14 protein-coding genes are annotated in these 26,959 nt (G+C 47.5%); 1 reads left to right on the top strand and 13 read right to left on the bottom strand.

What is annotated here, in order from left to right:
• Positions 1–53: 53 nt before the first annotated feature.
• The gene (locus C7460_RS20720; protein ID WP_115870057.1) at positions 54–1,400 is read left to right on the top strand and encodes a M28 family peptidase; all 1,347 of its coding nucleotides are present in this window, start codon (positions 54–56) and stop codon (positions 1,398–1,400) included.
• On the opposite strand, the gene C7460_RS20715 is transcribed toward C7460_RS20720, so the two are convergent.
• The 13 genes from C7460_RS20715 to C7460_RS20655 form a co-directional block, all read right to left on the bottom strand.
• A complete protein-coding gene (locus tag C7460_RS20715) occupies positions 1,387–4,638 on the bottom strand; it encodes a VCBS repeat-containing protein (RefSeq protein ID WP_115870056.1) in 3,252 nt (1,083 codons plus the stop codon). The two genes, C7460_RS20720 and C7460_RS20715, sit on opposite strands and share 14 nt — an antisense overlap.
• A gap of 87 nt (positions 4,639–4,725) precedes the next feature.
• Positions 4,726–6,282 (bottom strand): RagB/SusD family nutrient uptake outer membrane protein, encoded by a 1,557-nt coding sequence (locus tag C7460_RS20710; protein ID WP_115870055.1) that lies wholly within the window; start codon positions 6,280–6,282, stop codon positions 4,726–4,728.
• A gap of 20 nt (positions 6,283–6,302) precedes the next feature.
• Complete coding sequence (locus C7460_RS20705) at positions 6,303–9,695, bottom strand: SusC/RagA family TonB-linked outer membrane protein (RefSeq protein WP_245986501.1); 3,393 nt, start codon at positions 9,693–9,695, stop codon at positions 6,303–6,305.
• A gap of 127 nt (positions 9,696–9,822) precedes the next feature.
• Entirely contained in the window at positions 9,823–10,836 is a 1,014-nt protein-coding gene (locus C7460_RS20700; RefSeq protein WP_115870054.1) for a FecR family protein, read from the bottom strand.
• A 105-nt stretch (positions 10,837–10,941) separates the two neighbouring features.
• Entirely contained in the window at positions 10,942–11,538 is a 597-nt protein-coding gene (locus tag C7460_RS20695) for an RNA polymerase sigma-70 factor (protein ID WP_170148123.1), read from the bottom strand.
• Positions 11,539–11,731: 193 nt separating this feature from the next.
• Positions 11,732–14,143, bottom strand: coding sequence for an Ig-like domain-containing protein (locus tag C7460_RS20690; protein WP_115870052.1), 2,412 nt, complete (start codon positions 14,141–14,143; stop codon positions 11,732–11,734).
• A gap of 328 nt (positions 14,144–14,471) precedes the next feature.
• On the bottom strand, positions 14,472–15,608 hold the full coding sequence (locus tag C7460_RS20685) for a glycoside hydrolase family protein (RefSeq protein ID WP_115870051.1): 1,137 nt from the start codon (positions 15,606–15,608) through the stop codon (positions 14,472–14,474).
• Positions 15,609–15,713: 105 nt separating this feature from the next.
• A complete protein-coding gene (locus C7460_RS20680) occupies positions 15,714–17,342 on the bottom strand; it encodes a glycoside hydrolase family 43 protein (protein WP_115870050.1) in 1,629 nt (542 codons plus the stop codon).
• An 18-nt stretch (positions 17,343–17,360) separates the two neighbouring features.
• Positions 17,361–18,896 (bottom strand): ThuA domain-containing protein, encoded by a 1,536-nt coding sequence (locus tag C7460_RS23890; RefSeq protein WP_170148122.1) that lies wholly within the window; start codon positions 18,894–18,896, stop codon positions 17,361–17,363.
• A gap of 18 nt (positions 18,897–18,914) precedes the next feature.
• Positions 18,915–20,828, bottom strand: coding sequence for a plastocyanin/azurin family copper-binding protein (locus C7460_RS20670; RefSeq protein ID WP_115870049.1), 1,914 nt, complete (start codon positions 20,826–20,828; stop codon positions 18,915–18,917).
• 56 nt (positions 20,829–20,884) lie between these two features.
• On the bottom strand, positions 20,885–22,729 hold the full coding sequence (locus C7460_RS20665; protein WP_170148121.1) for a family 16 glycoside hydrolase: 1,845 nt from the start codon (positions 22,727–22,729) through the stop codon (positions 20,885–20,887).
• A gap of 348 nt (positions 22,730–23,077) precedes the next feature.
• On the bottom strand, positions 23,078–25,183 hold the full coding sequence (locus C7460_RS20660) for a hypothetical protein (protein ID WP_115870047.1): 2,106 nt from the start codon (positions 25,181–25,183) through the stop codon (positions 23,078–23,080).
• Between the two features lie 6 nt (positions 25,184–25,189).
• Complete coding sequence (locus C7460_RS20655) at positions 25,190–26,944, bottom strand: DUF5060 domain-containing protein (RefSeq protein WP_115870046.1); 1,755 nt, start codon at positions 26,942–26,944, stop codon at positions 25,190–25,192.
• Between the last annotated feature and the right edge of the window lie 15 nt (positions 26,945–26,959).

Here is a 26,959-nt window from a genome sequence, read left to right as displayed (position 1 = left end):
GCAGCCTTTCCGGTAGATATGTGTTAAATTTCTGACCATAAAACAGCAAACCCATGAAAAACCTAATACTTTTCGTCGCTTGTATGGTCGCTTTAAAGGGGTATAGTCAACAGATCAGGCAAAACCCTGCCGTACAGGAGATCCTGGCCAATGTGAGCGCCTCACGACTCGAAGCTGATGTGCGTACACTGGCGGGCTTCGGCACCCGACATACCATGTCTGATACCACCAGTGAAGTGAGAGGCATAGGAGCCGCGCGTCGGTGGATCAAATCTGAGTTTGAAGCTATAGCTGAAACATGTGGCGGATGCCTGGAAGTCTACGAGCAGCGCACACTGGTAAAAGGCGATGAAGCCACTCGCATCACTAAGGATACCTGGGTGGTGAATGTATATGCCGTATTGAGAGGGCAGAAGTATCCGGATCGCTATGTGGTCATGTCGGGGGATATCGATAGCCGTGCGTCAGATGTGAAAAACTACACCATAGACGCTCCCGGAGCGAATGACAATGCCACGGGAATGGCTGCAGCCCTGGAGCTGGCCAGGGTATTGTCTGGTTATTCGTTTGACAATAGCATAGTGTTAGCTGGACTCAGTGGAGAAGAACAGGGGCTATATGGTGGCCGGTTTTTAGCCGAAAAGGCAAAAGAGGAAGACTGGGAGGTCGTAGGCGTGCTCAACAATGATATGATTGGCAATATCGAAGGGGTGGATGGCGTCATAGACAACCGTACCTTTCGCATATTTTCTGAGCCCTTTTCGTCTGTATTGACCGAGCGGCAGCTCAAACTCATGCGCTTTTATGGCGGGGAAAATGATGGGGTTTCGCGTCAGCTGGCCCGCTATATCTACGAGACCACTAAAACTTACCTCCCGGAAATGAAACCCATGCTTATCTATCGGCTAGACCGGTTTGGCAGGGGAGGGCACCATCGCCCTTTTAATGAGCTGGGCTTTGCAGGGGTTCGGATCATGGAAGCACACGAAAATTACAATCGGCAGCATCAGGACCTTCGACAGGAAGACGGAATCGCCTATGGAGATGTAGTAGAGGGAGTAGATTTCGACTACTGTGCCAAGCTGACCGGTGTAAATGCCGCAGCTGTGGCGAGCCTTGCGTGGGCTCCACCCGCTCCGCAAGAGGTAGCCATCGGTGGCATAGTGGAGCCTGCCGCCAAGTTGAGCTGGCAGCCTGTGGAAGAGGCCGCCGGGTATAAAATCTACTGGCGCTCTACTACGGCGCCTACCTGGGAGTATAGCAAGCTACTGAGTGCGTCAGCTACCTCTTATACGCTTACCGGCATTGTGTTGGACAACTACCTTTTTGGGGTGGTGGCCATAGATGCCGAGGGCAACGAAAGCGTGGTGAGCTACCCTCAAAAAATCATTCGCGAGTAAGCAACTGCGCCTGATCATCATTCATGGCAGCAATAATTTGTGCAGGGCCTTCAACAGGCTTTATTTTGGTGAGTGCTTTGCATTCTCCCTCCAGGTAAATGCCCGATTGTTTTGGAGAAAGTATGATAAACTCCTTTTGCTGTTGATCATATTTCAAGACCACTCCGTAGCTGGCATCATTGCGGGGTGTTTCTACCTCTGCCGGGTATTTGTTGCCAGCGGCTAGCCAGGTGTTGGGGCTCAGTTGCACGAATGCATTGATGGATGATAGCTGAGCTTCCCGTGGAAGTTCGTGTAGTTGCCAGCCATCTCCAGTGTTTTCCATCCAGCTATTGGCAAAGGTGTGTGCCTCATAGTGCAGGGAGGATTCGAGCATATACTTTCCATAGATTTCGTCGAGCGTGGCACCCGCAAAGGCTTCGTAGGTTTTAAACCGGGATTTAATGGCCGGGATTTGCTGAGAGGAGCATTCGCGTCCGCGCAAAGGCAACATTTTGCCTTTCTTTTCATACGCGATGACGATATCCAGCTGATTGTTTTCGTCAAAGTCATTGCTAAAGATCTCAAAGGGCTGCTCGAGAGATGCTTTGTATTTGTAGTTGAGGCCGAGGTTGCCCAGCAGGTAGTCCTGATCTCCATCTCCATCTACATCTGTAGGGTAAATGCTGTTCCACCATCCGCGAGAGGTTTCCAGCTCATAGGTCTCCGTTTTGTTGATAAGCGTGCCGGCTTTGTTTTCATAGATGTTGATGGCCATCCACTCACCTACCATCAAAAGGTCTGGATCCCCATCACGATCGATATCTTCCCAGCTAGCATCAGTAATAAGTCCGGCGCGTCTTAGGTCGGGAGCTATTTCATCAGTAATATCTGTAAAAAGTAGTTTGTCGGGCTTACTGTCGTTTCTCAGTATGGCGCTCAGGGCGGGCTGGGGATATTTTCCAGGTACTATTCTGCCGGCCACCAGCAGGTCCATGTCTCCATCCTGATCATAGTCGGCGGCTTTTACCACCTTGCCGCTGGTGATGAAGTCCGGGAGGTTTTCGGTAACCAGTTCAAAACGACCATTGCTGTTTACATAGATACGATCTCTGTAATAGCTCGCAGGCTTACCTGGGTCGTTTCCACCACAAGCCACATACAGGTCCATGTCTCCATCTCCGTCAGCATCAAAAATAAGTGCGCCAGTATCTTCCTGGTCGGCATCCTTTTGCCAGGGCCCTGGCAAAAGTTTCCAACTTCCGTCTGGCTGCTGCAAGAATACCTCCGAGCTGGCGCCTGCCGCATTTCCAAAATAGAGATCCTCCAGGCCGTCACTATTGAGGTCACCCTGAGCCAGCGCCGGACCTACTTGTGAGTTTTTATGTGGAAGGAGTGGTTCATTTTTGAAATCATCGTATTCATCTTCCTGGTGAGAAAACTTAAGGCCTTTTTCTAAAGTACGCTCGCGGTAGGGGTGTATGGTAGCTGGCGGCAATAGTGCAGGTTCGCTATCCGCGTAGCTTATGCGAAATATCTGGTTGGGTGGTATGGCAGAGCAACTGGAAATGTTGCCGTCTGGCCAAGTCACGGTAATTTCTACAGGAGATTCGTCAGGCAGACCGTAATGGAGTGTAGTGCTAACACTAGACTGAAATCCTCTGCTCAGCGTAAGCTCTTGTACTTGCTGTAGCTTACCTTGAGTTACCTTCACTTTTGCATTGAGCCCTATGGGGTTTGTGGAGGGGCCAGTGAGGCGGATTTGGATGGCGTTACCTTCTGATAAATTTTTATAGATAAAAGCTGGCGCGTCAATGTTGTTGACTACCAGGTCAAGATCTCCGTCATTGTCCAGATCAGTGTAGGTGGCACCGTTCGAAAAACCTGGTTGATTTACATTCCAGCTCGAAGTTTCATTAGATAGTTGAAGGTCACCCTGATTGATGTAGAGATAGTTGGCGATGGGGTTGCTGGGATAGATTTCCGGGTCATAATTATCGATTTGCCCAAAAAAAGACTGTTCTTTCAGCTGCTGGTTTACATCATTGTTATTGACGTCACGTTTCATGCCGTTGGTGATGTAGATGTCACGAAGCCCGTCGTTGTTTACATCTGCAAATAGCCCTGTCCAGCTCCAGTCGGTGGTAGCCAGCCCGGTCAGTCGGGCAATGTTTCCATAGTAAGGAATGTTGTTTTTTACCCCCTGATGCAGCTGGAGGCTGTTTTGCATGTACTGGTAGTGAAAACCATAGTCTACAGCGGTGTAAAATGATGAAGGACTCATGCTGGCCATGTTGGTTTTGGACCGAAAGTGATCTTCTGGGGTCATGTCTACCTGCAAGATATCAGGGTGCAGGTCATTGTTGAAATCTGCTATGTCTAGCCCCATGCCAAACATGGAGGTCTGGTTGGTAGCTTGTTGTAAAGATTCGGAAAAGGTGCCATTGCCATTATTGAGGTAGAGGTAATCGGGCACATTGAAGTCGTTGGAAAGGTACAGATCGGTGAGGCCATCATCGTTGAGGTCGGCGGCTACCACACCCAGTGTGAGCCCAAAGTTTTGCACACCGGCCACTTTTGTTACGTCAGTAAAAGTGCCATTCCCATTGTTATGAAAAAGATGTCCAGATTCGGTTGCCTGGTTTTCTTCCATTTTCATCTTATAGTAGTGGTTGCCCATGCTTACTGGTACTATCGGGTAGTTGGCTACAAACAGATCTTGCAGTCCATCCTGATTGTAGTCAAATGCAGTAGCCTGAATAGAAGCGGAAGGGTCATTGATGCCGTATTTTTTGGCTTCTTCCACAAATGCTCCATTTCCCTGATTGACGAAGAGTTGGTTTTCGGTAGTGGTGAATTTGCCTGCTACGCACAGATAGAGATCTAGCAGTCCATCAGCATTGATGTCGAGCACTGTGGTGCCGGTATACCAGCGGTTATCTCCAGCCACACCAGCAGATTGGGTAACGTCTTCAAATTCAAAGTTTCCTTTGTTTAGGTAAAGCTTGTTTGGGTATAGGTTGGACGTAAAGTAGAGGTCATCCAGGCCGTCATTGTTAAAGTCTGCTGCAGACACGCCCCCACCCATATACAGGTAAGGAAACACGTGGTAGTTTAGGGTGTCGTTTTCTAAAATATTGTTTTGGAAATGAATGCCCGTTGTGTGAGGTGGCAGTAATTCAAAACCGTGCTGTGATTGTGGGGTGCTGCACGCTAGTAGCAAACAAAATAAAACTGAGTAGCAGACGTTGTTTAGCATACAATAATGGTTGGATTTTCGAATTGGTAAAAGGTGACTGACCTTCTACTCTCAGTAGGTCAGTCACCTTTCCTATGTTAATGGATATTAGTATCCGGGGTTGTGGTCGATGTTAGGGTTTGCATCGATTTCACTTTGTGGAATGTCTATGTATTCACGTCCCGGCTTATAGGCCCCAGTGCCAGCACTTTCTGACTTAAACTGAGGATTGTCCACGATACGTTCTTTTACCTTACCCCATCTGAGCAGGTCGAAGTATCTGGTGCGCTCAAGTGACAGTTCTTTCACACGCTCATCTTCTATGTCTTGCAGGGTAATGGTAGTAAATGCCGGCATATCTACACGCGCTCGTACTTCATTGATCGCATTGAGGGCAGCAGCCGATGAGCCATTGAGCATAAACTCCGCCTCTGCGTACATGAGGAGTACATCAGCATAGCGCAGCAGTCTTAGGTTGTTGCCTGACTGGTGCCAGCCATTGGCTTGAGAGCTCTCGTATCCACCGTGTTGGATGTCCAGGTGTTTGTTGCCCCAAACGTTGGATTCTCCTGGGAACACATCCTGATAGGTTTTGCCTTCGTAGGTTACAGAACGAAGCGTGTCTCCCTCATATACCGTGTATTCGTTGGAATCGAAAAAGAGTGTAACAAATGCTCTCGGGTCTACCTGGCCATCTACCGTGCGCTCGTCCATAAAAAGGTCCAGCACCCAGTCGTTGATCCGCATACCATCTTGCCCAGTAAAGCCTCTTGGTGCAATGTCTGGGTGAAAGGCAGCTCCTTTTCCTCTGTTAGGCGCATCTCCACCCCAGGCACTGTTTCCATCAGCTACAAACTGGATTTCGAACAGTGACTCCTGATTGTTTTCGGCGGCCTCAGTGAAGTTATCTGCATAATTGTCTACGAGGTTGTAGCGCGAATCATCGATTACTTTTTGAAATTCCGCTTTGGCTTTGGCATACTCCTGGCGGTAGAGGTAAACCTTGCCAAGCATGGCATTGGCGGTGCCAGTGGTTACCCTGCCTCGATAATCCGAAGACCACTCCGGCGGGAGGAGTTTTTGGGCTTCTTGCAGGTCAGCTATGATTTGCTGCCAAACCAGCTCGGGATCAGCCTGGGTTATTTCATTTGGACTTTCTATGTCTCCAATCGGTGTGGTAATGAGTGGAACATTTCTCCAGTTATTTACCAGGTTGAAGTAGTTGAATGCTCGAATGAAATAGGCTTCCCCCAGAATGTTGTTTTTCACTTGCTCATCCATTTCAATGTCGGGTACATTGGCCAGTATTTCGTTGGCACGGGTTACACACATGTACATAGCACTCCAAACCCACTTGGTGCCATTTCCGGTAGATACACCATTGAAGCTACCGATGCTCGTACGCTCAGAAGTACCAAAAGCGTTGACTACATCATCACGATAATCCGATAAAAATATTTCGAATCGGCTATAGTACCAGATGTGAGTAAATGGACTGTATGCACCCATGATCGCTTTGGTAGCGTCTTCTTCGTTTCTCCAAAAGGTGTCAGGAGTAATCGCATTCGGATTTTCCTGATCGAGCATATTCGTACTACACCCTGCTGCAAAGAAGATCAGGAATGCGAACTTGATATATAAGTATTTATTGAATGTATTTTTCATGATTCAGATCTTTTTAGAGCTTAAAATGAAACTTGTACTCCCAGGCGATAAGTGCGCGCTGTAGGGTAGGCTCCTTCGTCCACACCCATATTGAAGATGCGGCGATTGCCTCGGGTATTTCTTCCTACTTCAGGATAGTAGCCTGTATATTCTGTGAGTGTAAATAAGTTTTGGATAGAGGTGTACACTCGTACTTTTTTCAGGTACTCATTCTGAGTGCCAGGTAGGGTGTATCCAAACTGAAAGTTTCTCAAACGGAAATACCCACCATCTTCCAGGTAGAAATCTGACATTCTTCTATTGAACCCGGGATCGCTGAGCGTATTACGCGGAATGTCTGTGTTGGTGTTTTCTGGTGTCCAGGCATTGAGCGCATCGGCCAGGTAGTTGCCTTCCGTATCGAAGTAGCCACGGTAGCGGTTTCCGTTGAGGATTTTGTTGCCAGCTACGCCATTGAAAAACAAGCTAACGTCAAACCCTTTGTATTCTGCAGAGAAGTTTAAGCCATACTCCACTTTTGGAATAGGACTGCCGAGGTAAGTTTGATCGTTTTCATCAATCATGCCATCGGGGCCACTTCCTTCAGGTCCAGCTATGTCTTTAAACTTTAGATCGCCAGCCTGAGGGCTGTTAGCGTCATTGGCTGCCGTAGCCTCTGCGTCCGTTTGGTAAATGCCGTCTACCACATATCCAAAGAACGAAGAAACCGGTTGACCAACATCTGTTTTGGTGCCTTTGAGGCCATTGCTCGTAAACTGCCCTTCGATGATTGGTGTGGCATCTCCGAGTGCTGTAACCTCATTGTCTAGCAAGGTGAAGTTTCCAGTTACATTGTAGACAAAGTTACCCTTTGACTCTGAATAGCTGGCTAAGAACTCAAATCCTCTGTTGGTAATACTAGCCGTATTGAAAGGTACACGGTTGCCAAAACCAGTATACAGTGGAAGCTGCAGCTCCACCAAAACGTCTTCAGAGTTTTTGATGAAATAGTCCATGGTAACCTTTAGTCTTCCCTGCAGGGTGCTAAACTCCGCACCTATATCAGTGGTCTTAGTGGTTTCCCAGGTAATGTTTTCATTTACACCTTTGGTGATGCTATAGCCTGTAGCTCTATCCTGACCTACGCCGATAGGGTATTCACTAAAAAGGTTAAGCTCCGGATTGATGGCATAAATAGGCACATTGTCGGATCCCACCTGCCCGTAGCTGGCGCGCAGCTTGAGGTTCTTTATAGCTGTTACTCCTGCCATGAAGGGTTCGTTGCTAAGATTCCAGCCTAAAGCAAAAGATGGGAAGGTACCCCATCGCAAGCCCTCTTTGAACAGGGAAGAACCATCTCTACGAACCGTAGCTGTGAACAGATACTTGTTATCTATGGTGTAATTTACCCGTCCAAAAACTGACTGTATAGCTTTGGTGAGATCAGCTGAGGGCATGGAAGACAATTCTTCAGCTGCAGAAGCTACACGGATATCATTAGATGGGAACCTGCGAGCTACAGCTCCGAGGAAACGGGTGTTGGCCAGCTGGTTGGTATATCCAGCAATGACGTCCAGATTGTGTGTGCCAAAGCTTTTGTTGTAGTTCAACGTATGCTCCACCAATGTCGAGAGGTAGTTGGTATTGGTTTCTTTAAGTTCAGCAAAGGGCTGATTGCCTACTTCTGATCCGTTAAATGAAAATGACGGTCTGAAGGTGTAGTTGTTTTGAGCGGATGCTTCCAGTGCAAGGTTGAGCTTGTACGTAAGACCATTGATGATTTCGTAGGAGCCATTCATACTTCCTATGAGGAGGTTTTTAGTAATGGTTCGATCTTCGAGTGTGGCCAGACCCAGCGAGTTGGTGATGTTGCCCACTCCATAGTGCGTGCCTATAGATGGAGCGCCTACTGTATCAGGAATGTCGGAGGCACTGAAATTACCTGCGGCATCATAGATGGAAATTGTCGGCAGTAGGTCACGTTCTTTGTTGAAGTAGTTGTTTGGGTTGTTTACCGTACGGGTAAGTCCAATGGTGTTTTCCAACTTAAATCGATTTTTGGTAAACGTAAGAAATGACCTGACGCTGGAGCGCTGAAAGCTCGACTCTTTAAGGATGCCTTCCTGATCGTAGTGGTTGGCCGATATGCTAAACGTAGCGTTTTCATTGCCGCCGGCAAATCGGATGTTTGCATTGGTGACTGGTGCTGTACGAAGTGAGGCAGCCTGAATGTCACTATCGATGTTCGGATTGAACTTAGAGTCATTGGCTGGAAATCTGGGGTTTCCATCATTGTCACGCGCACGGTTTACAATGTCTGCATATTGGCGGGCATTGGCCCAGTCTAGCGTGCTTACCGTCTCTTGTATGCCATGGCTTACGTCTACATCTATAGTGGTACGTCCTTTCACACCTTTTTTGGTGGTGACGATGACTACTCCATTTGCAGCTCTTGACCCATAGATGGCACTGGCTGATGCGTCTTTTAGTACTGAAATCGACTCGATATCAGAAGGGTTGAGCATGTCCATGCTGTTGGTAAACATACCATCGATAACATATAGAGGCCCCTGGTCTGAAAGGGTACTGTTACCTCGCACAGTTACCAGCGTATTGGCACCGGGTGCTCCTCCATTGGCTTCTACGCGCACACCTGCCATACGCCCTTGTATAGCCTGAGCTGCATCCGGATAGGTGTACTTGTCTATATCGTCTGATTTTACCTGGCCTACAGCTCCGGTGAGATCCGATTCTTTCTGTGTGCCATAGCCGATGACCACTACTTCTTCGAGGGAGGTATAATCCGGTGAGAGCTGAATCTCAAAATTGGTTTGGTCGCCGACCAGTACTTCCTGTGGCTCAAAGCCTACATAACTGAAAACGAGCACAGCGTCTTCCGAGGGTACTTCCAGCGAGAAGGCTCCTTCGATATCTGTGATGGTCCCCGAGGCGGTGCCTTTGATAGTGACGTTTACTCCGGGGAGTCCCTCGCCATCTTCGGCAGAAATTACGCGTCCACTTACTTTGATACCCTGAATGATGATTTCCAGTGGTTCACTCTTTTGACTGTCTTTTTGGCTGACATTGATGGTGTGGTCTACCTGACGAAACTTCACACTAGCCTTGGAGGACAGGTCCAGGAGTATGTCTGCCAAAGGAGTGTTTTCATAGGAGAGGCTCACTTTTTGGCTCAATGCCTGGTCCTTCTCATCATATCCAAATCCAAAAGAGGTTTTAGCTTCTATGCGCTTGAAAACTTCGTGAAGCTCTTCGTTAGAGACATGAAGTGAAAGGCGTACTTCCTTCACACTGCTGGCCTTTTGGGCCTTCGTTTCGGATGCCAGGAGCATGCCGCTCAAAAAGGCCTGCAGTATGAGTCCATAAATGACGTACTTAGATGTCATGATAAATAGTCGTAATCGTTTATCTTTCATAATTGAAGTTGGTTTTTCATAAAAAATCAATTTTATCACATTCGGAGTGGCGTGTCTGGTGTAGGAGCTTAGTCACGCCCTCTGAATGCTTGTTTACTTAAGTCTGTGTTTAGGTTGTGACGGGATGTTACATAGGCTTTGGTTTTTGAAAGGTGATATATACTGTTTCGTTTTCTATTCGGTAGGTGAATTTTTTGGTAAAACTGATGCTATTTAGCACCTGCTGTAGGTTTTGATTTTTAAAAGATCCGGAATAATGCCACGAAGAACCAGTCTGATTTTCTACATGAAATGTCACACCATACCAGCGCTCCAAAGTTTCTATTACTTCATTTTGAGAGGCTTTTTGGAAATAGATGATGCCATCTTTCCAGCTTAGTCTGGCTTTTGGGTCAAAGGTTCCCTTGTGCACTTGGTTAGATGTGCGGTCATAGATAATGGCTTGTCCGGGTGTTAGCTTATAGTGCTGTTCACTTTGCGTTTGTTCCTCCCGATATTCCACATCTACTAACCCGCTTTCCAGGTCTACTTCTATGCTGGATTCATGCTTAAATGCACGGATATTGAAGGAGGTGCCTAGTGCCGTGGTAGTTATGTTTTGGGTAACGACCCGAAAGGGCATGTTTTTGTCCTCGGCCACATCAAAATAGGCTTCACCGGAGAGTTCTACCAATCGTTCAGTTCCTAGAAATTTGCTTGGATACGAAAGTGTACTTTCGGAGTTTAGAACGACCACCGTGCCATCGGGTAGGTAGGTCTTCATTTTTTGACCTACAGGATTGGTCTTGGTGATCAGGGTTACCCCGGGTGGGGCCTCAGGCGGATTTACGGGAGAAAGACCCACCCATAAGGCGAAGAGTGCCAGCACACATGCTGCCAGGTTAGCGGCACGGTACCAGTGTTTGATTCTAGGGTGCTCTTCCGTAGGGGTAAAGGGGAGACGTTTGCTGATTCGTTCAAAAACAGCCTTTTGATTCGGGGCCGGGGAATTCGTTGCTGACCAGTTTTGAGTGAGCAGCTCGTGAGGTTCCTGCTCTTGTGGGTTAGCCATCAACCAAGCCTCCCATCGGCGCTGGTCGTCTTCCGTTGCATTGCCCGAAAGGACTCGGGCTTCCAGTTTATATTTTTGTTCTTCTGTCATTGGTGATTTTTGTCAAATCACCAGAAGGACACAGATACTAGAGATGTTCCCTACAAGGAATTTTAAAATTTTTAATTTAAATAAAGTGAAGGGGTGGTTTGTGAGTTATTTCGCAATTTTTATTGAGTTTGATTGCGAATTATTAACTGATTGGTAGGAATTTATTGCTTCACGAATTTTGGCGACTGCCCGTGCCATTTGAGTGTCCACTGTTTTTACGGAGACATCCATCAGCTGGGCTACTTCTGCGTATTTAAGGCCATCATTTCTTACCAGCTCAAATACCATCTTACATCTTGGGGGCAACAGATTAATAGCGCTTGCCACTACCAGATTGATTTCCTGATCCATCATCAGCTGCTCCGGATGACCATTTTCTATGGAGTGCTGCGAGTGCTCTTCCTGGTGAGCTACCATAAAATGTTGCTTGTTGTCACGAAGGAAGTTGTAGCAGTCGTGCTTTAGTGCAGTAAAGAGGTAGGGTTCTACACGGTTTACGAGGAGAAGTTTTTTACGTCCGGTCCACCATTTCACAAAGGCGTTGGCTACTACATCTTCAGCATTGGCCTGAGATTCTAGCACATAGAGCGCGTATTTGATCAGCCTGGGATAGTAATGATCAAAAAACACTTTAAATGCTGCCTGATCGTCATCCCGGGCAAATCGCTCAATGATGTGTGCTATGTTGATAGAGGGCTCCAAGATCGTTTAGATTGGTGCTTTCGGATAGGTAGACCTATCTGAAGCATATCCCAATATAGGCGCTGGAGTGCTGGTTAGGTAGCGAAAAGCTTTGCGCAACAATGGAGAGCTGGATTCAAAATGAAACTGTCAGACATGAAAAAACCAGCTTGATTGAGCTGGTTTTGCAGTTTATATGATGAAGTACATCATGTCAATGTATGACAATCCGTCGGGTAATGGAAGTGCCGTTATTAAACCTGATGTCTAAAAGGTAAAGACCTTTTTTGTAGAGGTTTTTGATGTTGTGTTGGCCGGTCATTTCTACCTTATCCATCATTTTGCCAGAAGCATCGTAGATCGTCACCTTCGCCTGGGTGTTTTTGTGTCCCAGGTCTATCGTGACTATTTCGCCAGCTCGTTGGGGGTTAGGGAATGCGGCTGCATCCACTTTTAGCTCATGGCTTGTTGCTATGATATCCACCGTTACGTTTGCTTGTGCTGATACGCTTCCATCGTCAGTACTTGCAGAAATTGCCGTAGTTCCAACAGCTACTGCGGTCACCATTCCATTGGCATCAACGGTCGCCACATTGGGATCAGAAGATGTCCATTTGAGTTGTTTGTTGGTCGCGTTTTCTGGTTCAATTGTGGCGGATATGGTTGCTGTTTCACCGATAGCATTAAGTACCATGCTTGTAGGCTCAAGAGTGATGTTGGTGACTTCTATTTGGTTGCAAATTTCTCCAGGCAATCCATAGCAAATACCATTTGGGCCTGATTTTAGGTCCCAGTCTACTCCCGCGACCCAATTGTCGTTCGTCTCATATGCGCCGGCGTCTGGTGCACTTCCTGCGTATCCTTCTGTATATCCACTTATTTCTCTTCCAGCATCTACGGCTACCGACCCTTCTTTAGGAATGAAATTTCCAGCCGCTTTATCTATGAATGGGTCGGTGGTATAGGTCACATTGTTTTGCTTGTCTGACTGTGGTTCCCAATCGCTTTTGTCTGAAAGATTGTTCCATACTTTTACATTGGTAAAGGAGGTGCCTTCCTTGTGCCATGCACCCATCGTGGCAGATCCTTCAATAAAAGTATTGTTAAAGATGTCAATGTTTTGACCGTCCCAGTTTATTTGGATGTTGGTCCATTCTACATTCCAGACTACATTTCGGTATACGCGTACGTCTGAAGCATCATTGTCGAGGTAGATGCCGGTGGCTTTGTAGAGATCTCCACGTCCAAATGTATCGTGAAACCAGTTGTGATGGATGTCGATGTTCAGGTTCTTGTTGATGGTGTAGAGTAGTCCACAGTCATCAGCGATGAGGTTGCTTTGCGAGATGTCGTTGTAGGATACTTCCGAACCTTTGTTGATGATTTGGATGCAATCCCGACCGGCTCGATTTATCGTGTTTTGTGTGACGGTAGTTGTGGTGCCATCGCGGGGCAGTACAGGAGCATCATAAGTGCCGAGGTATCCACAATCGTGGATATAATTATTCTTAATGAGTGTATTTTGACCAATGGCTCGTATGCCTGTACCATCATTGAAGGCGATCTCACATTTCTCAATGACATTGTTAGCGTATTGATTGTTTGCCGATCGCCAGCCGATATTTACGGCTGCTACATTCGAAAAGAGTCCAGAGAGGTTGCTGCCTCTGGTCATGGCCCCATAAAAACTGGAAATCTGATACAACTTATTGTTATCACCATTCATTTGAATAGAGCCTCCAATGACTGCCAAATTGCGAAATTCAATGTGGCTTTTTTTATCAATGTTGATGGTATTTTCCCTTTTGGATACTTCTATGGAACCATCTGCAGGTTTTATGCCTCCGGGAAGCTGAACGAATAATTCTTTGGTTGTCTCATCATAGTACCACTCATTTTGAAAGTCTAGCGCTTCTTTTATCCCTTCCAGGAAAAACTCACCAGGAACCTTGCTGTAAGCACCTGGAGCATGAGCTGCCACTATCCAGCCTGCATTGGTTGCATGCGTACTCTGCCAGTCTACCCTTCCACTGGAAGTTGCTGTCACAGGAAACTTCCATCCATACCATCTGCTATGGCCAAAAAAGAATAGTGTGCCTCCTTTTTCCCAGGGTAAATCAGGGATTTTGTCACTTAGTAAATAACCTGAGCTCGTACTGTTCTGGTCACTACCTCCAGTATTGTTTTCGGCATCTAGAGTAAATCTATCTCCGTCTACATTATTGGGCCAGCGAGCCAAATCTAATGGGCTATTATTGTGGAGTACAAACATTCTTTGGCCCAAATTCCAATTGACTGATGCTTTATAAATACTACCCTGATCGAGTGTGAAGCCATCTATGACTTCCATGGCTGAGATGATTACTTTCTCACCGGGAGCCCCTTGAAAAGTGATTTTGCTGCCCTCGGTGCCCGAGTTTGCCGGGGAAACCGTTTCTCTGTAGGTTCCCTCGTGGATCGTGACCACATCACCTGCTACAGCGATACTTGCTGCTTTGCTGATGGTCAGAAAAGGAGCTGACTCAGTGCCAGCATTTGAGTCGTTGCCATCTTTTGCCACATGATACTCAGTGGCATTTGCGAATGATGAGATGATAATAAAACTACACAGTAAAATTTTCTTCATGTTAAAAGTTTGGTGTTCGAAGTATGAAATGAAATACCATGATGTTAGAAGCGATACACGTCAGCGGCTACTGGTTAGGAACTAATCAGTGTACTGGGAGCTCAAACCGTTTTAATTGGGTTTTTCGAAGCTATACCTATTGAGACTCAGTTGAAAGCAAAACGTTTGCGCACGTGGAAGTAGGAACTCAAGGTTACATGTAGGTATAATAAAAAAGGCCGCTTTATGATGGAAGCAGCCTTTTGATTTTGAATAATGATGGCATATGTCCGGCACAGTAATCTAGTAAAACGTAATTTTTACCTGCAGAATTACTTGCCCATATCACTTATGGAGCCAGTGGAATTCTAAGATTACAAGCATGTCCACGATGTACGCCATTCACTGTAATACCTAAAGCTCCAAAAATGTGGGTGGGTGTGCCATTCTCAATGAGGAGTTGTGGGCGTTCCACCTTGTATTCGGTGAAAGTGCCGTCCTGTTTCGGTATTTTACTGGGAAGAACCAGGGGGTGTTTTGCCTGAACCCAATCATACCCATTGGATGATTGCATGAGCGCTAGTGCTCCGGCATCTCCGGTAAACCTGCCTTTGATGTCTGTCACGATCGCGTAGTAGTTTTGATCATCAGCCCAAACAAAGGGGTCTTCAGCGATCATGTGTTCGTTTTCTGAGTCTTTCAGCTCAAAGATGGTTTCGTTGTGTTTTTCAAATGGGCCAAATGGACTATCTGCAAATGCTACCATGTACCTCACTCGGCTTCCTTTGGATTCCCGATAGCTGTCACTGGAAGCCATATCCACCGGTTTCCATCCTTTCTGTTTACCTACAGCTTTGTATACAGCGAAGATTTTGCCGTCAGGAGCCACGTTGATAGCCGGGTTGGAGACCATCAAAGCATCTGGTGCGGTAGGAGATGTACTCACATCCAATACGGGTCTGTCCAATCGCTTCCATGGGCCATAGGGGGTATCAGACCAGGCTACTCCTATCCGCTGGTTATTGCGGTATCCCCACCAGTCTTTGTTTTTCATACTGGTAGGTTGCTCGGCTTCCTGACTAAAAGTAGTACCCATATAGTACAGGTAGTAGACACCATCTTTTTTAAAGACTGTTGGGTTATGAGTAGTGCTGCCATCCCAGTATGCTTTGCCCCGGGCTGGTAAAGCTACGTCCACATGCCTAAATGCACCTGAAGCACTATCAGCTACAGCATGGGCAATCTCCGAGTGTGTAACCCACGCCATATGGCCTAGTTCGTAGGGCCATCTGGAGTAATACATGTGGTATTTGCCATCATCACCTTTGATCACAGAGGCTCCCCAAATGTGATAATCAGGATCTATGAACTTGTCGGCGGGGGAGACGGGAATCACTCTTTCCCCTAGATTCATTTCGCCCGACTGAGCGAAAGTAATGCCCGTGGCAAGTACAAAAATGAAAAGTGTAATTAGCTGTTTCAACATGTCAGTATTTGAGCATTTTATAATGATGTATTCTCTTACTTGATAATGCCTTGATCAATTGGTTTGCTTAGGGGCAGAATTGAGTTTATTATTAATGGTCTTATTTCACTTTCCTTTGTATTCGTACCAGTCAAAACTTGCTTCGTTTTTGCTCTTTGCTCCAGAAGAGGTGGCGTAGATTCCAGCATATACTCCATTGAAACGCTGGGCCACTTCATCTGATACGATGGTGTAGTCTTGCGGTGTACCGATGGCCTGCCTTTGTCCTCCGCTCTTACTGTAGAAGAACTGTACAGTTTGGCCGGATACCTGTGCCATCAATTCTACAGTCTTACCTGAGTAAGGCACTTTTGCTACAAGCTGTGGCTCGAAAGGTCCTTTATTGCCTTTTTGCAAGCATTTGAAAAGTTGTATTTCATTTTTTGTCTTTACGAGTTGATAATTATTGCCATGCCTACGGTAGATCACCAGCCCTGCTTTTTCATTTTCGGCTTTGGTTTTGAAATCCAGTGAAGTGGCCACCGTATAGTCGAAATGTCTGGTGCGCTGTGCGATAAAGGATGGGTTCACCAGCTCAGTGACTTGTTCAGGTCTGAGCTCTAATTTCAGTTTGCCATTGGTTATGCTATACCACTCATAGCGGGGTGATCTTAGGAAGTTCCATTGTAGGCTTAGTTCAGGATCGTCGAATTCAAATTTTTGAGGAATAGGCTCTACAGGTGTCCATGGTAGGTCTGGTCGCACCTGCTCAGCTTGCAATAGACCAATGCCCGGATTGAATATAGGGGTGATGCCGCTTTCCTGCCGGGTCATTTTTACCTCAGCCAAAAATGTTTCTCGGGCTAGGAATACAAAGCCTTCGTGGTGTCTTTTGGCTAGCATCACACTCCACCAATCGCCATTTTGTGTTTGGACCAGGTCTGCATGTCCCGTTTGGCCAATGGGGTAGGACTTGCCGAGGTGGCGATGGGTCATTGCCGGATTGGCATGGTTGGGGATATAAGGGCCCCACAAGTTTTTACTATTGAAAACCGTCACCGCGTGGTATTCACCTGTGCCACCTTCGCCAATCAGCAATAGGTACTCCCCATCGATTTTATATAAATGAGGTCCCTCTGCCCATCGTGCGTTGGAGGCATGTCCGTAGGTGAGTTGCTTTTTCTCACCCAGAAGGATTCCTTTGTCTGGATCAATTTCCTGCATCCAGATGCCATTTTTCCCGGGCCATTCTCCACGAGTGCCATCCACTATTCCTGCTCCGGTGTAGTAGCACCTACCATCATCGTCCCAAAACAGCGAAGGGTCAATTCCCGGCGCATCATCGATCCAGATCGGGTCGCTCCATGGTCCTGCGGGATCTTTCGCCGTGATGATAAAGTTTCCTTTTTGGCCCACCATAGTGGTGATGATATAGAAAGTGCCTTCGTGATGGCGAATGGTTGGGGCAAAAATGCCATGAGAATTGTCCAGGCCGTCTTTGTATACGATCTGGTCTGGTCGATGCAGGCCATGTCCTATTTTCTCCCAATTGACCAGGTCCTTGCTCCGATGGATGGGCAAGCCCGGAAACCATTCGAAGCTGGAGTTGACCATGTAGTAGGTGTCACCAACTCTGCAAATGGAAGGGTCAGGGTAGAAGCCTGGCAGTATCGGGTTTTTGAATGTTTCCGGTGTTTCCTGGCAAATAGCGGAAAAATAAAATAGAGAAAAAACAGCTATTAGAAGACGATTCATAGGTTTGTTTTCAGGGAATTATAAGTTCATCTGGCGTCTATACTTGCGAGGGAAGTCCGTAATACTTCGTATTTGGATGTTGCGGTAGTAAGTTTCAGCAGCTTCCGATTGTATTTGGATTTGCCCCTGGTCCAGCGGTATGATTTCACCATTGGGTTTCTTATAGGTAGCATTTTCAATCACATTGACCACATGGCCATTGACTACATGTATGCTGGTGGTACCTACACAGAGTACTTCGATGGTGTTCCACTCTCCGTTGGGCTTTTCGTGGAGTGTGCTTTTGTGTACATAAGTGGCCCGTTGTTTTGTAGCATCTGGGTCGTATTGCTTTCTTTTTTTGCCACCATCAGTGGCTACTTCTGTAAACCGCACTTCGCCACTGGCACCGGCCAGGCCAATAAAATCTCCACAGTCTGTCTCCTGCACCTGGCATTCGAGGCTGCTCATCCATACATCCCAGAAACTGCCGTGCGAACCACGGCAATGATACAGGATGCCATTGTCTCTTTTCTGGTCCAGTCGCGGCTCCCATTTTTTGGTTCCCCATTTAAACTCCGCCTTGAAGTGGTAATTTTGGTAAGCGGCCTTGGAGGTCAGCCCTCCATAGATTTCTCCAGTGATTTTTAGCTGTACCTCTCCATTTTCTTCTATGGTGCTAAATACATTTTTGGGGTCATTGTTGAGGCCGAGTGCTACTCCATCGTGTACATTTTCGCTTTTGGGTACTCCGGGCAGTCCTTCCACGGTGACGTGAGGTACGCCCATGTATACGTCCCATTGCGTAAGGTCCTTGTCCAGCAGGTTTTTCCATTTTTTATCCAGCTCCACATCGCGCAATCCTGCAGCCCACAGTATCGCTTGCTCCAGGTGCTTTTGATACATTTCATTTTGATAAATGGCTTTTGTGTGGCCCAGGCCGGTGTAGAAGGCGCGCCCTCCATCATAGTGATGGTACCACGCTATCGGGTGGTTTCCGTCCATTTCACCACCTTCATAAGAGTTTTCATCTAACGACAAAAGCACATTTACGTGCTTCTCTACTGGAGCTGTGAAGTTGTACCATTCATCGGTAATTCGAAATTCTTCCGGCATGTGCTCAGTGGCAGGATGGTTGTTGCACTGATGTACTGTCAGTTTGGCTTCCTGTGTTTTGGGGTGGTTTTTGAAATGTGCACCTACCAACTGGTGGTACCATGGCCAGCTATATTCTGTATCTGAGGCTGCATGGATGCCTACGAAACCACCCCCGTTTTGGATATAGTCCTCCATGGCGGCTTGCTGGGCATCACCGAGGATATCTCCGGTGGTGTTGAGAAAGATAAGTACATCGGTTTCGCTTAGTACTTCACTGCTTATGTCAAGGGAGTCTTCGGAGAATTGAATGCGCCAGTTGTTCCGCTCTCCAAGTGACGCTATCGTTTCTTTGCCTGTTTCTATGGCTCCGTGCCGAAAGGCATTGGTTTTTGAAAAAACCAAAACAGCAACCTCCTTTTGAGCCTGTAGTTGCAAGCTCAAAAGGATGGTGCATAGTATAAAAATGTACTTGTTCATAAATGAAGTTTTGATGTGTTATTCTACTTTGAAAGTGCCTCTCATGACTGGTCCGTGACCTGGGAAAGTACACACGAAGGTGTAGTTTCCGGGCTGACCGGGAGCCTCAAAGTAGATGGTTTCAGACGACTCAGGCTGTAGCAGGTTGGTGTGGGTAAGCACAGCATCACTAGTAGGAACATAGTTCATTTCCTGTCCGTTGAGGCCGAGGTTTAGTGCTTGCTGCACTACATCATCTGCCGTGCCGGGTTTTACCAGTACAAAGTTGTGTAGCATGTCGTCAGGGTTCACAAAGGTCAGACGCACTTTAGCCCCACGCTTTACTGTGAGAAGGTTTTTATTAAACTTCAATCCCGGAATGGTTGAGATTTCCAGGTTAACGAGTTCATTGGCGTCCCAGCCTTCCGGTAGTACGGTTTTACGTTTAGAAGCTCTTTTAGTGCCAGTAGTTGATTCGCTTTTGCGCGATGCAAATACGGCTTTGGACCCTTTTGGTATCTCATTCAGGGTGTAGAAGCCAAAGTCATTTACGAGCTTTTCGCCATTGGCAGCGGTAATTCCCGGGGTTTTCACTTCGTAGATAAAGCCTCTTCGGAGTTTGTCTATGTAGACCCTCACTTTGCGGGCATCCTCTGATACAATTACCTGATTGATGGAGCGCTTTTCGTGCTCGATCACCGGGCTACCGTAGGTTTGATGGTACTTGTAGGTAAAGTCTGCGATCTGATAGCTGGAGGCATCTGCGGCCTGCTGAGCATCGATAGGTTTAGTAAACTCGATTTCGAAACCGTCCGGTTTGGCATAGATCCCTTTAATGTCAAACGGGGTCTTGCCCGTCCATTTTAGGCGCTGGAGCGCAAATAGTTCTCCACCAATGGCCCACCAGCCACGTGCTGTTTGCCCTACGTAAAGGTCATTGTGCTGATCAAACCGAAAACGAAGGATTCCGGAAGCAAAGCCATTGACAAATGGGAAGCATGCACCCTGATAGACGCCATTTACTTTTTCCTGTACCATACGCATGATTTTGCTATGGCCCTGATCACCCACGAGCATTTGTCCGGTGTACGGACCAAAACCGTCGGGGATTTGCTTGATGTCGGAAGTGGATACTCCCATCAGACCATGAGGAAACCATACACTTGGAGGCTTGATTTCAGGCACGAGTTTGGCATACTGGTAGAGGGTAAGCTCAGAATTAGGCTGGATGTTTTCAGGCTTCAGCCTCAGAGGTGATTTAGGGTCGTCGGTCCACTTAAGGCTGGCCGTATGTCCCACAAAATCTCCGCGCTCCACATGGGTGACACGCCCAGAGCCTACCCAGTCGCCCTGGTTTTCGGCATAGAAGATGTCGCCCTGATCGTTTACTCCAAACCCTGCTGGTGAGCGAAACCCTGCAGCAAAAGGAAAAATCTCGCCCTGTGGTGTGATGCGAAGCATCCAGCCGCGCCACTTCACAAAGCTTCTGCCGCCACCATGCCAGGCCACATTTAGGGTAACGATCATATCTCCATTGGGCAAAAACTCTGGTCCGTAAGAGTACTCGTGATAGTTGCCAGACAGAGGCCAGCCGGCCAGCTGCTCGTACCTGTCCGCTACCTGATCTCCATCCAGATCGATGAGCTTGGTGATCTCGCTGCGCTGGGTCACATACCATATGCCATTGCGGTAGTTGAGGCCGAGTGCTTCGTGCAGACCATGACCTATTAGTTTGTAGTCGGGTTTTGGGGATTGGGGGTTGGATACGAGCCAGACCTCTCCACGGCGCGTACATACACCGATTTGTCCCTGGTCGTTGAAAGCCACACCACCCACTTCCAATGCGATTTCTTCGGGAATGTGTAGGGTTTCTATTTTGTAAAAGTCGCTCATGGACTGGCCCACGCTTACCATGCTGAGCAACACACCAATCAGAAAAAATGAAACTTTCATGCTTTTGTTTGTTAAAATTCTGTTAGCCAGTTTACCGTTTGATTTAGTGCCAATACTTACCATATCAGTGAATATTCAGCTTTTGGAGAAACAGGGATCATTAGCTGCTGTAGGTCGCCTTCACTCATTTGTTTGATGTCGCTACTGGAGCATTCTATATAGTAGTTGCCATCTATGCGGTAGACACCCTCGCTGATAGGTTCTATGTTGGTCCCTGCGGCGATGCGCACCCAGAGATCGTCCAGACCTGGGGCTGAGAGCATTCTGGTGAGTTTTTGGTCTGCGGGCATTAGGTGGTCTGTGATTACCTTGCCCTCCAGCATGTATTCAAATACTGGCTGGCGGTTCTCATTGAGTTGATACGCTTTGTATTCAATTTGACTTGCTGAAGGCCAGTCGTCACCCTCGTATTGGGCCAGGTCGGGGGTGTTGCCCAGAGCTACGCCTGGTCCGGCTGTGGCCATCAGCTGGCTGTGCCCGCGGGAGTGCCACATGCCTGCCACATCTGCAAAGTCTCCACGCCAAACATGTAGGATGCTGGCGTCCTGCAGGTCTATGGCATAATGCAAATTCTCTGGGTGGCCTACGGCTATCACATGCGTGTGTTTATTGCCATTGACTTCCATAAACCCGCGCTGCATGCGAGGTTCGTTTTCAGGGTTGATCACCATGGGGTGCGGAGGGATGTTGTGATCGTCGATCTTTTCCGAATAAAAATACTGGAGCGGAATGCCTGGGCCTTCTACCTTCACGCTGAGCCCCATGACCCATTTATACTGCATAAAACCTAAACGAAGGCTATGGGATCCTTTGGTTAGTTTGATGCTGCCAGATCTGGTCCGATAGCCATGCGGGCCGTTGTTGTCTACTACTAAGGAATCGTCTATGTAAAACATAGCTCCTTCGTCTGCTTTGATATGAAAGATGTAGTCTCCAGTGACAGGTACCTCTACTGTGCCCTGATAGTCTATGGCAAAGTAGTTTTTGCTGTTGGTGTGTTTCTGTGGATAAAAGCCTTCGGCTTTGGCTGATTTTACCGGCGTGAGTGTATCAAAGTGAGGTACTTTTCTGAATTCACCTTCGTAGTAGTCATAGGTTAGGTCTGTCAGCTTGAGTTCTTGCTGGTGGTACTTTTTGTAGCGGATGTTTCTAAAGGCTACAGGACCGTGATCGCCCTGAATCAAAAGCGGACCCGTGGGTTTTTCGTCTCCAAATCTGGCTGCACGGGTAGGGCCGGTTACTTCTACGTTTTCGTGGATGAGGGTGCCATTGTGGATCACGCGTTCAAATTTGGCATTGGCAATTTTGTTGCCATTTTCGTCGAACCTTGGGGCTCTAAACAGGATGTTGAAATGCTGCCATAGGCCGGGTGCTTTGCTGGCATTTACGTTGGCAGGTGTGCCTTCGTAGCCTTCCTGACCTTTTGGGCGTGAGGTGTCCCAGCGTTGATAGACCGATCCACAGTCGCTGTACTTCATCTTTTTTACCCCCCAGCTATCTAGCAGTTGGATTTCGTACCTGCCCATAAAGTAAAGCCCGGAGTTGGAGCCTTTAGGTATCAAAAACTCAATGTCGAGCTCCAGATCACCATGCTCCCAATCAGTAAGTAGGTGTTTGTTTTTTTCCTGGTCATTGGTATTCACGATGATTCCTGTACCCTCCTGAATTTCAATGTGATGTTTTTCGGTGTAGTTGGCCTTTACTCCACCTACTTCCTGCCAGTTGTCACCGGTGGGCTTAAACCCACTCAGGTCCTTGATTTCGCTGTAGGGGATACTCAGTGGCTTTTTAGCTGCAGGAGCGGCTTTTGTTTGTGCTTTTTCTTCACTTTGTGTGGTGTCCTGACTACAGCTGTAGAGCAGTTGGCAAAAAATGAGACCAAGAATGATTTTTTGTTTCATGAATGTTGAGACGTTTGTATGGTTGCCAGTAGCCTTATCCAATGCGAAGGGACTTGGCCTATGGATCATGCGTTTGTTAAAAAAGTTCGGACCAGTGCTTAGACTAGTCTATGAGAGCAAAGGGGGATTTACCCAGAAAAAGACTGCCAAATAAGCGTTCTTTTATGAATGGTTTTTTGAAACCAACGGGGTTGCCTGTATCCGGGTGGATTTTGGCAAGTACTAACTGTGAATGAAGACATAATTGATCTGTTAAATTTTCGATGAATGACATTGGGTCCTTAATTTCTTAAAATTTTGAGACATTTCAATGGAAATCCATTGCGCAACTGTTTGCACAAGAATGTTTCATTGCAATGCCAACGGGACGGTTGCTGCGATGATTTCTTTGTCTTTGTGCACCTCTTCTTTGATGTTGGCCCAGTGGAATTTGGGATCACCTTTGGGCATATAGATCATAATCGGGAATGGCTGGTAGAGGTTACTAGTGACTGCTGCCAGCTGATCCCACCAGGCTATGGCCTGTTCGATTTCCACGAGTGCCTGGTGTTGGTACTCCTCTGTTCCGGTGTTTCTAAACAGTTCCAGAGCAATGGCTGCTTTGAGTTTGTGAGAATAATACTTGCCGAGTAGCGCCCAGGCACGTGCGTCACCTACTTCTTGTTTCATATGCTCATCTGTGGGGCCTATTTTATCGAGCTGATCAAGTGTGGCGGTGGCGAGCTCTTCAATTCTTTGGGCAAGTTTTACAGGTGTAATCTTGTCAGAGGAGATCGGAGTGTTTGCCAGCATGTGCTGAACATACGTGCGGGTGTTCATGTACTGTGGATCGAGCACAGGATGAGCAATGAGTGTGTTGATATCTATCAAATGCGCATCTGGCCACTGAAAGAGCCTGGAGAACGTTTCTGCGTGCATGGTAAAATCCCAGCCAATATCAAATGCTGAGATAATTTCCAATGGAATCTGACTGGCGTTTTGGTATGCCTCAAACAAGTGAATCGCTTCTGGCCCAAATTCATGCTTGAATGCTTGCTGAAAGGTGCTGTCAGGTGTGTTGGGATTGTACAGGAGTCTGCCCCAAACCATGTAATAGAGCCATTGCCTTTCGAATGCATAGTTCCATGGGACTTTATCACCTGGCTTAGTAAAATAGTCCTTTGCGGGGATATAACTCTCCGAACCTATGAAGTATCCTCCCGCGTAAGGTTGGTTGTTGAGCTGAAGGTGTTTTTTGATGAAATCGGTGCTGCCCCAGCGCAAGCAGAAAAAGTCTTCATTGCGCATCATCCATGCTATTCGGTAATTGGTAGGAGCAGGGTTCCAATATTTGTCATGGAGAGGTCCGCCATGTGTTTTGATCAGTTTTGGGGTGCTGTGAGCATGGGACCAGTTAAACTTTACTTCCACCCAAATAGGTGGGATCACTCCCTCGATACTTTCTATGGCCTCTCGAGTCATCAGTTCAGTATCTGCATCTGTACTGCCCTCGGAGCCTTCATTTGCGGAAAAGGGCACTCTGTGTATGAGCTTTACTTTTCTGTCAGCCTCATTTATGCCAGCGATGAAAGTGTCCAGAATCCATTGTTCGCGCTCAGCAGGGTTCATGCCTCCCATAAATTCACCAAGGCTAAACCCGAGGCCTGTAAGGTTTGGGTATTCGTTGATCACCTGTGTGACGCACTGTTTGGTGTATGCCTTAATGATAGGAGACTGATCCGCATCGCCCAGTGTAGCGTGTTTGTTTTTGATGAGTTTCAGTCCATGTTTGTTCAAAAATTCATTGGGAGCATAAATGTTCCAGTTGACAATATACGTCTCAATCCCACGCTCTTTGGCCATCGCAAAGATTCCTTTGTAGAGCCTTTTCCACCTGGCATATTCTTCATCGCTAAAGGTGTGAGCTGCCGGAAATCCCTTCGCCTGAATCATAAAGTTGAAGGGGTGGAGGTTCCAAAGTGTGAGTGCATTGAACCGGTTGGCGGCCATCATGTCTAGAAAAGCCCTCCAGTAGTTCAGGTCTTTGCACGTTTCCATGTGGAGCTGTAGGGATTCTCCTCTTCGGTAGGAGTCCCAGGGCAGGTTAAACTTTATAGCTCTAAATACTACCTCGGGTTGTTCATGGGTAGCTGTGATCTCCTTACTGTTTTTCAATTGGGAAATGAGCTCATGACTACCATAGATCAGTCCACCCAAATCTCCAGCCTTGAGCAGCGTTCGGTTTTCCTGAGTATTCAGGTCAAAAGCTCCAGGAGCCATGCTACTATCTAAGGCAAGGCTCAGCTGGTCCAAATCGTGGCTAGAAAGGTTTGAAGTCAATAGGCTATCCAGGTATGGTGAATAGTCTGCAAAACTTTCTTTGTGACCCTCTGACTGCTCACAAGCACAGCTCCACACGATAATGGCCAATGTACACAGAGCATTTAAAACTTTGGTATGCTGGAGATAACTCATGATCGCTTAATCTTTAGTGAATAAGACTGCCCAATCAGCAGACTGGTCTGCAGGTGGAGTGAGTAAGACTTCTCCATCGCTTTTGATTCGAGCTTTTTTGCCTGTAAACGCTCCCGTTCTGGGATTGTACCACTGCATGTGGTAGCGTCCTTCTGGCAGTTTGGCTGTAGGGTTTCCTCCATTGGGCAGGTAAATAACAAAGCTGCCATCACCACTTAAGCACCAGCCCTTGTGATCGGCAAGTACTGTGGTGTTTGGTTGCATGTCTTTCAGAGGCAGTTTTTTAAAGAAGCCAAGTGCATGTGCTGTGTGCTGCCAGATGCGGTCTCTACTTCGCCAGTCTTCGCACTTGAGGTCGTTGTGGGCGTATTTGTAGCCAAAGTAATGCTCTACGCCAGCACCTCCGGCCATGAGGTTGGCCCAGATGACGTATTTGCGTACGGTGTCTTGCTGGCCGGGAAAATCATCTGGTAAAACTCCTTTGCCCGCAGGGCCTATTTCATCGATCCAAATCACCCATTGCCTGGAAGAGTCGGCAGACAGTTGGCGCCACTTTTTGGTAGTGGCGTATGCGTCGTGCAGGTGATGAATCTGAAAGGATACACCCTCCAGTGCAGATTTGTCACCGAGTAGTGGTGTCATAGTGCGGTCATGGTCTTTGAGCGATGGGAGGGTGTGGATCACCACCGGGTTGCCATAGGTGTCTAGTTGGCGCATGTAGCCGATCATGTCTTTTCGGAGCTTGTCGGTTTGGCCGATAGGCGACCAGTGAGTGATGCCGTTTTCCTCGCCCATGTTCCACACGATGCCCGGGTGGTGCGCAAACCTGGCCACCAGCTCCCGGTAGTAGAGCTTTCGCTGTATGCCCGTTTGGCCTATGTCCAGCAGGTTTTCATTTTCGGTCTCCTGAGTGATCACGTGCTTTATCAGGCCAAGATTGTCCATGTGGTCAAAGATGACTTCCCACTGGTCGAGCTTGGAGCAGTCAAATCGGTAGCGCTCGTGCTGATCCGTCCAGGGCCACACATCCTTGCCATCGCCCATTACATTCATGGTGAGGAAATACACGGCATTCATGCCTGTGGTGGAGAGGTAGTTGAGTGCACCTATCAGGTTTTTGCCTTTTCCATTTTTCCAGGTAGGGTCTCCGGGCTTGTAGTCTCCAGCATGCGCTTCAAAGCGGTGACTGGCGGGTGTATCGTCAAATTCATAGTAGCCCAGCAGGTTTTCGGGGCTATTGGCTCCACCTTTTAGGTACAGCTCGTTGGTGCCTGCAAAACGAAAGTAGGGCTCACCTGTATATACGAGCCGACCTTTGCGGCGCAGATCCGTTTCGGGTTTGTCTGAAGGTGCGATGGTGAGTGTGCCTGTGGCACCATCAAATGCTACCGGAGTGCCATAGGTAGGGTTTGCAATGATGGCGATGTGTTTTCCCTTGCGGAAAGAGATGGTATAGGTCCACTGACCGGCGGAAGGGGCAGCGAAGCGCACTTGCCACTTGTTGCCCGCTTTGGCGCTCGTTTCGGCAGCATTGCCATCGGCAGCATAAAAGCCCGGAATGCGGATCGATTGCTCTCCATTGGAAAAAGTAGCTTCCAATCTGTAGTGTAGAAAGGGGTTGAGCGTGTCGTATTCGCTGGTTTGGGGGCCATCGAACGTCAGGGTGACTTTGTGCCAGGTCTGCAGGGTGCCAGTGATGCTTTGAGCGTCAGCTCCAAGGCTGATGTATAGCACCAGTAAAAGGGTCAGGAGTTTCTTCATGAAATTGGGAATATT

It is taken from the genome of Marinoscillum furvescens DSM 4134 (assembly GCF_003386095.1).
Taxonomy (GTDB): Bacteria; Bacteroidota; Bacteroidia; order Cytophagales; family Cyclobacteriaceae; genus Marinoscillum; species Marinoscillum furvescens.
The sequence above is the reverse complement of the archived record's forward strand: the minus strand, read 5'-3'. Positions and strand labels throughout refer to the sequence as shown.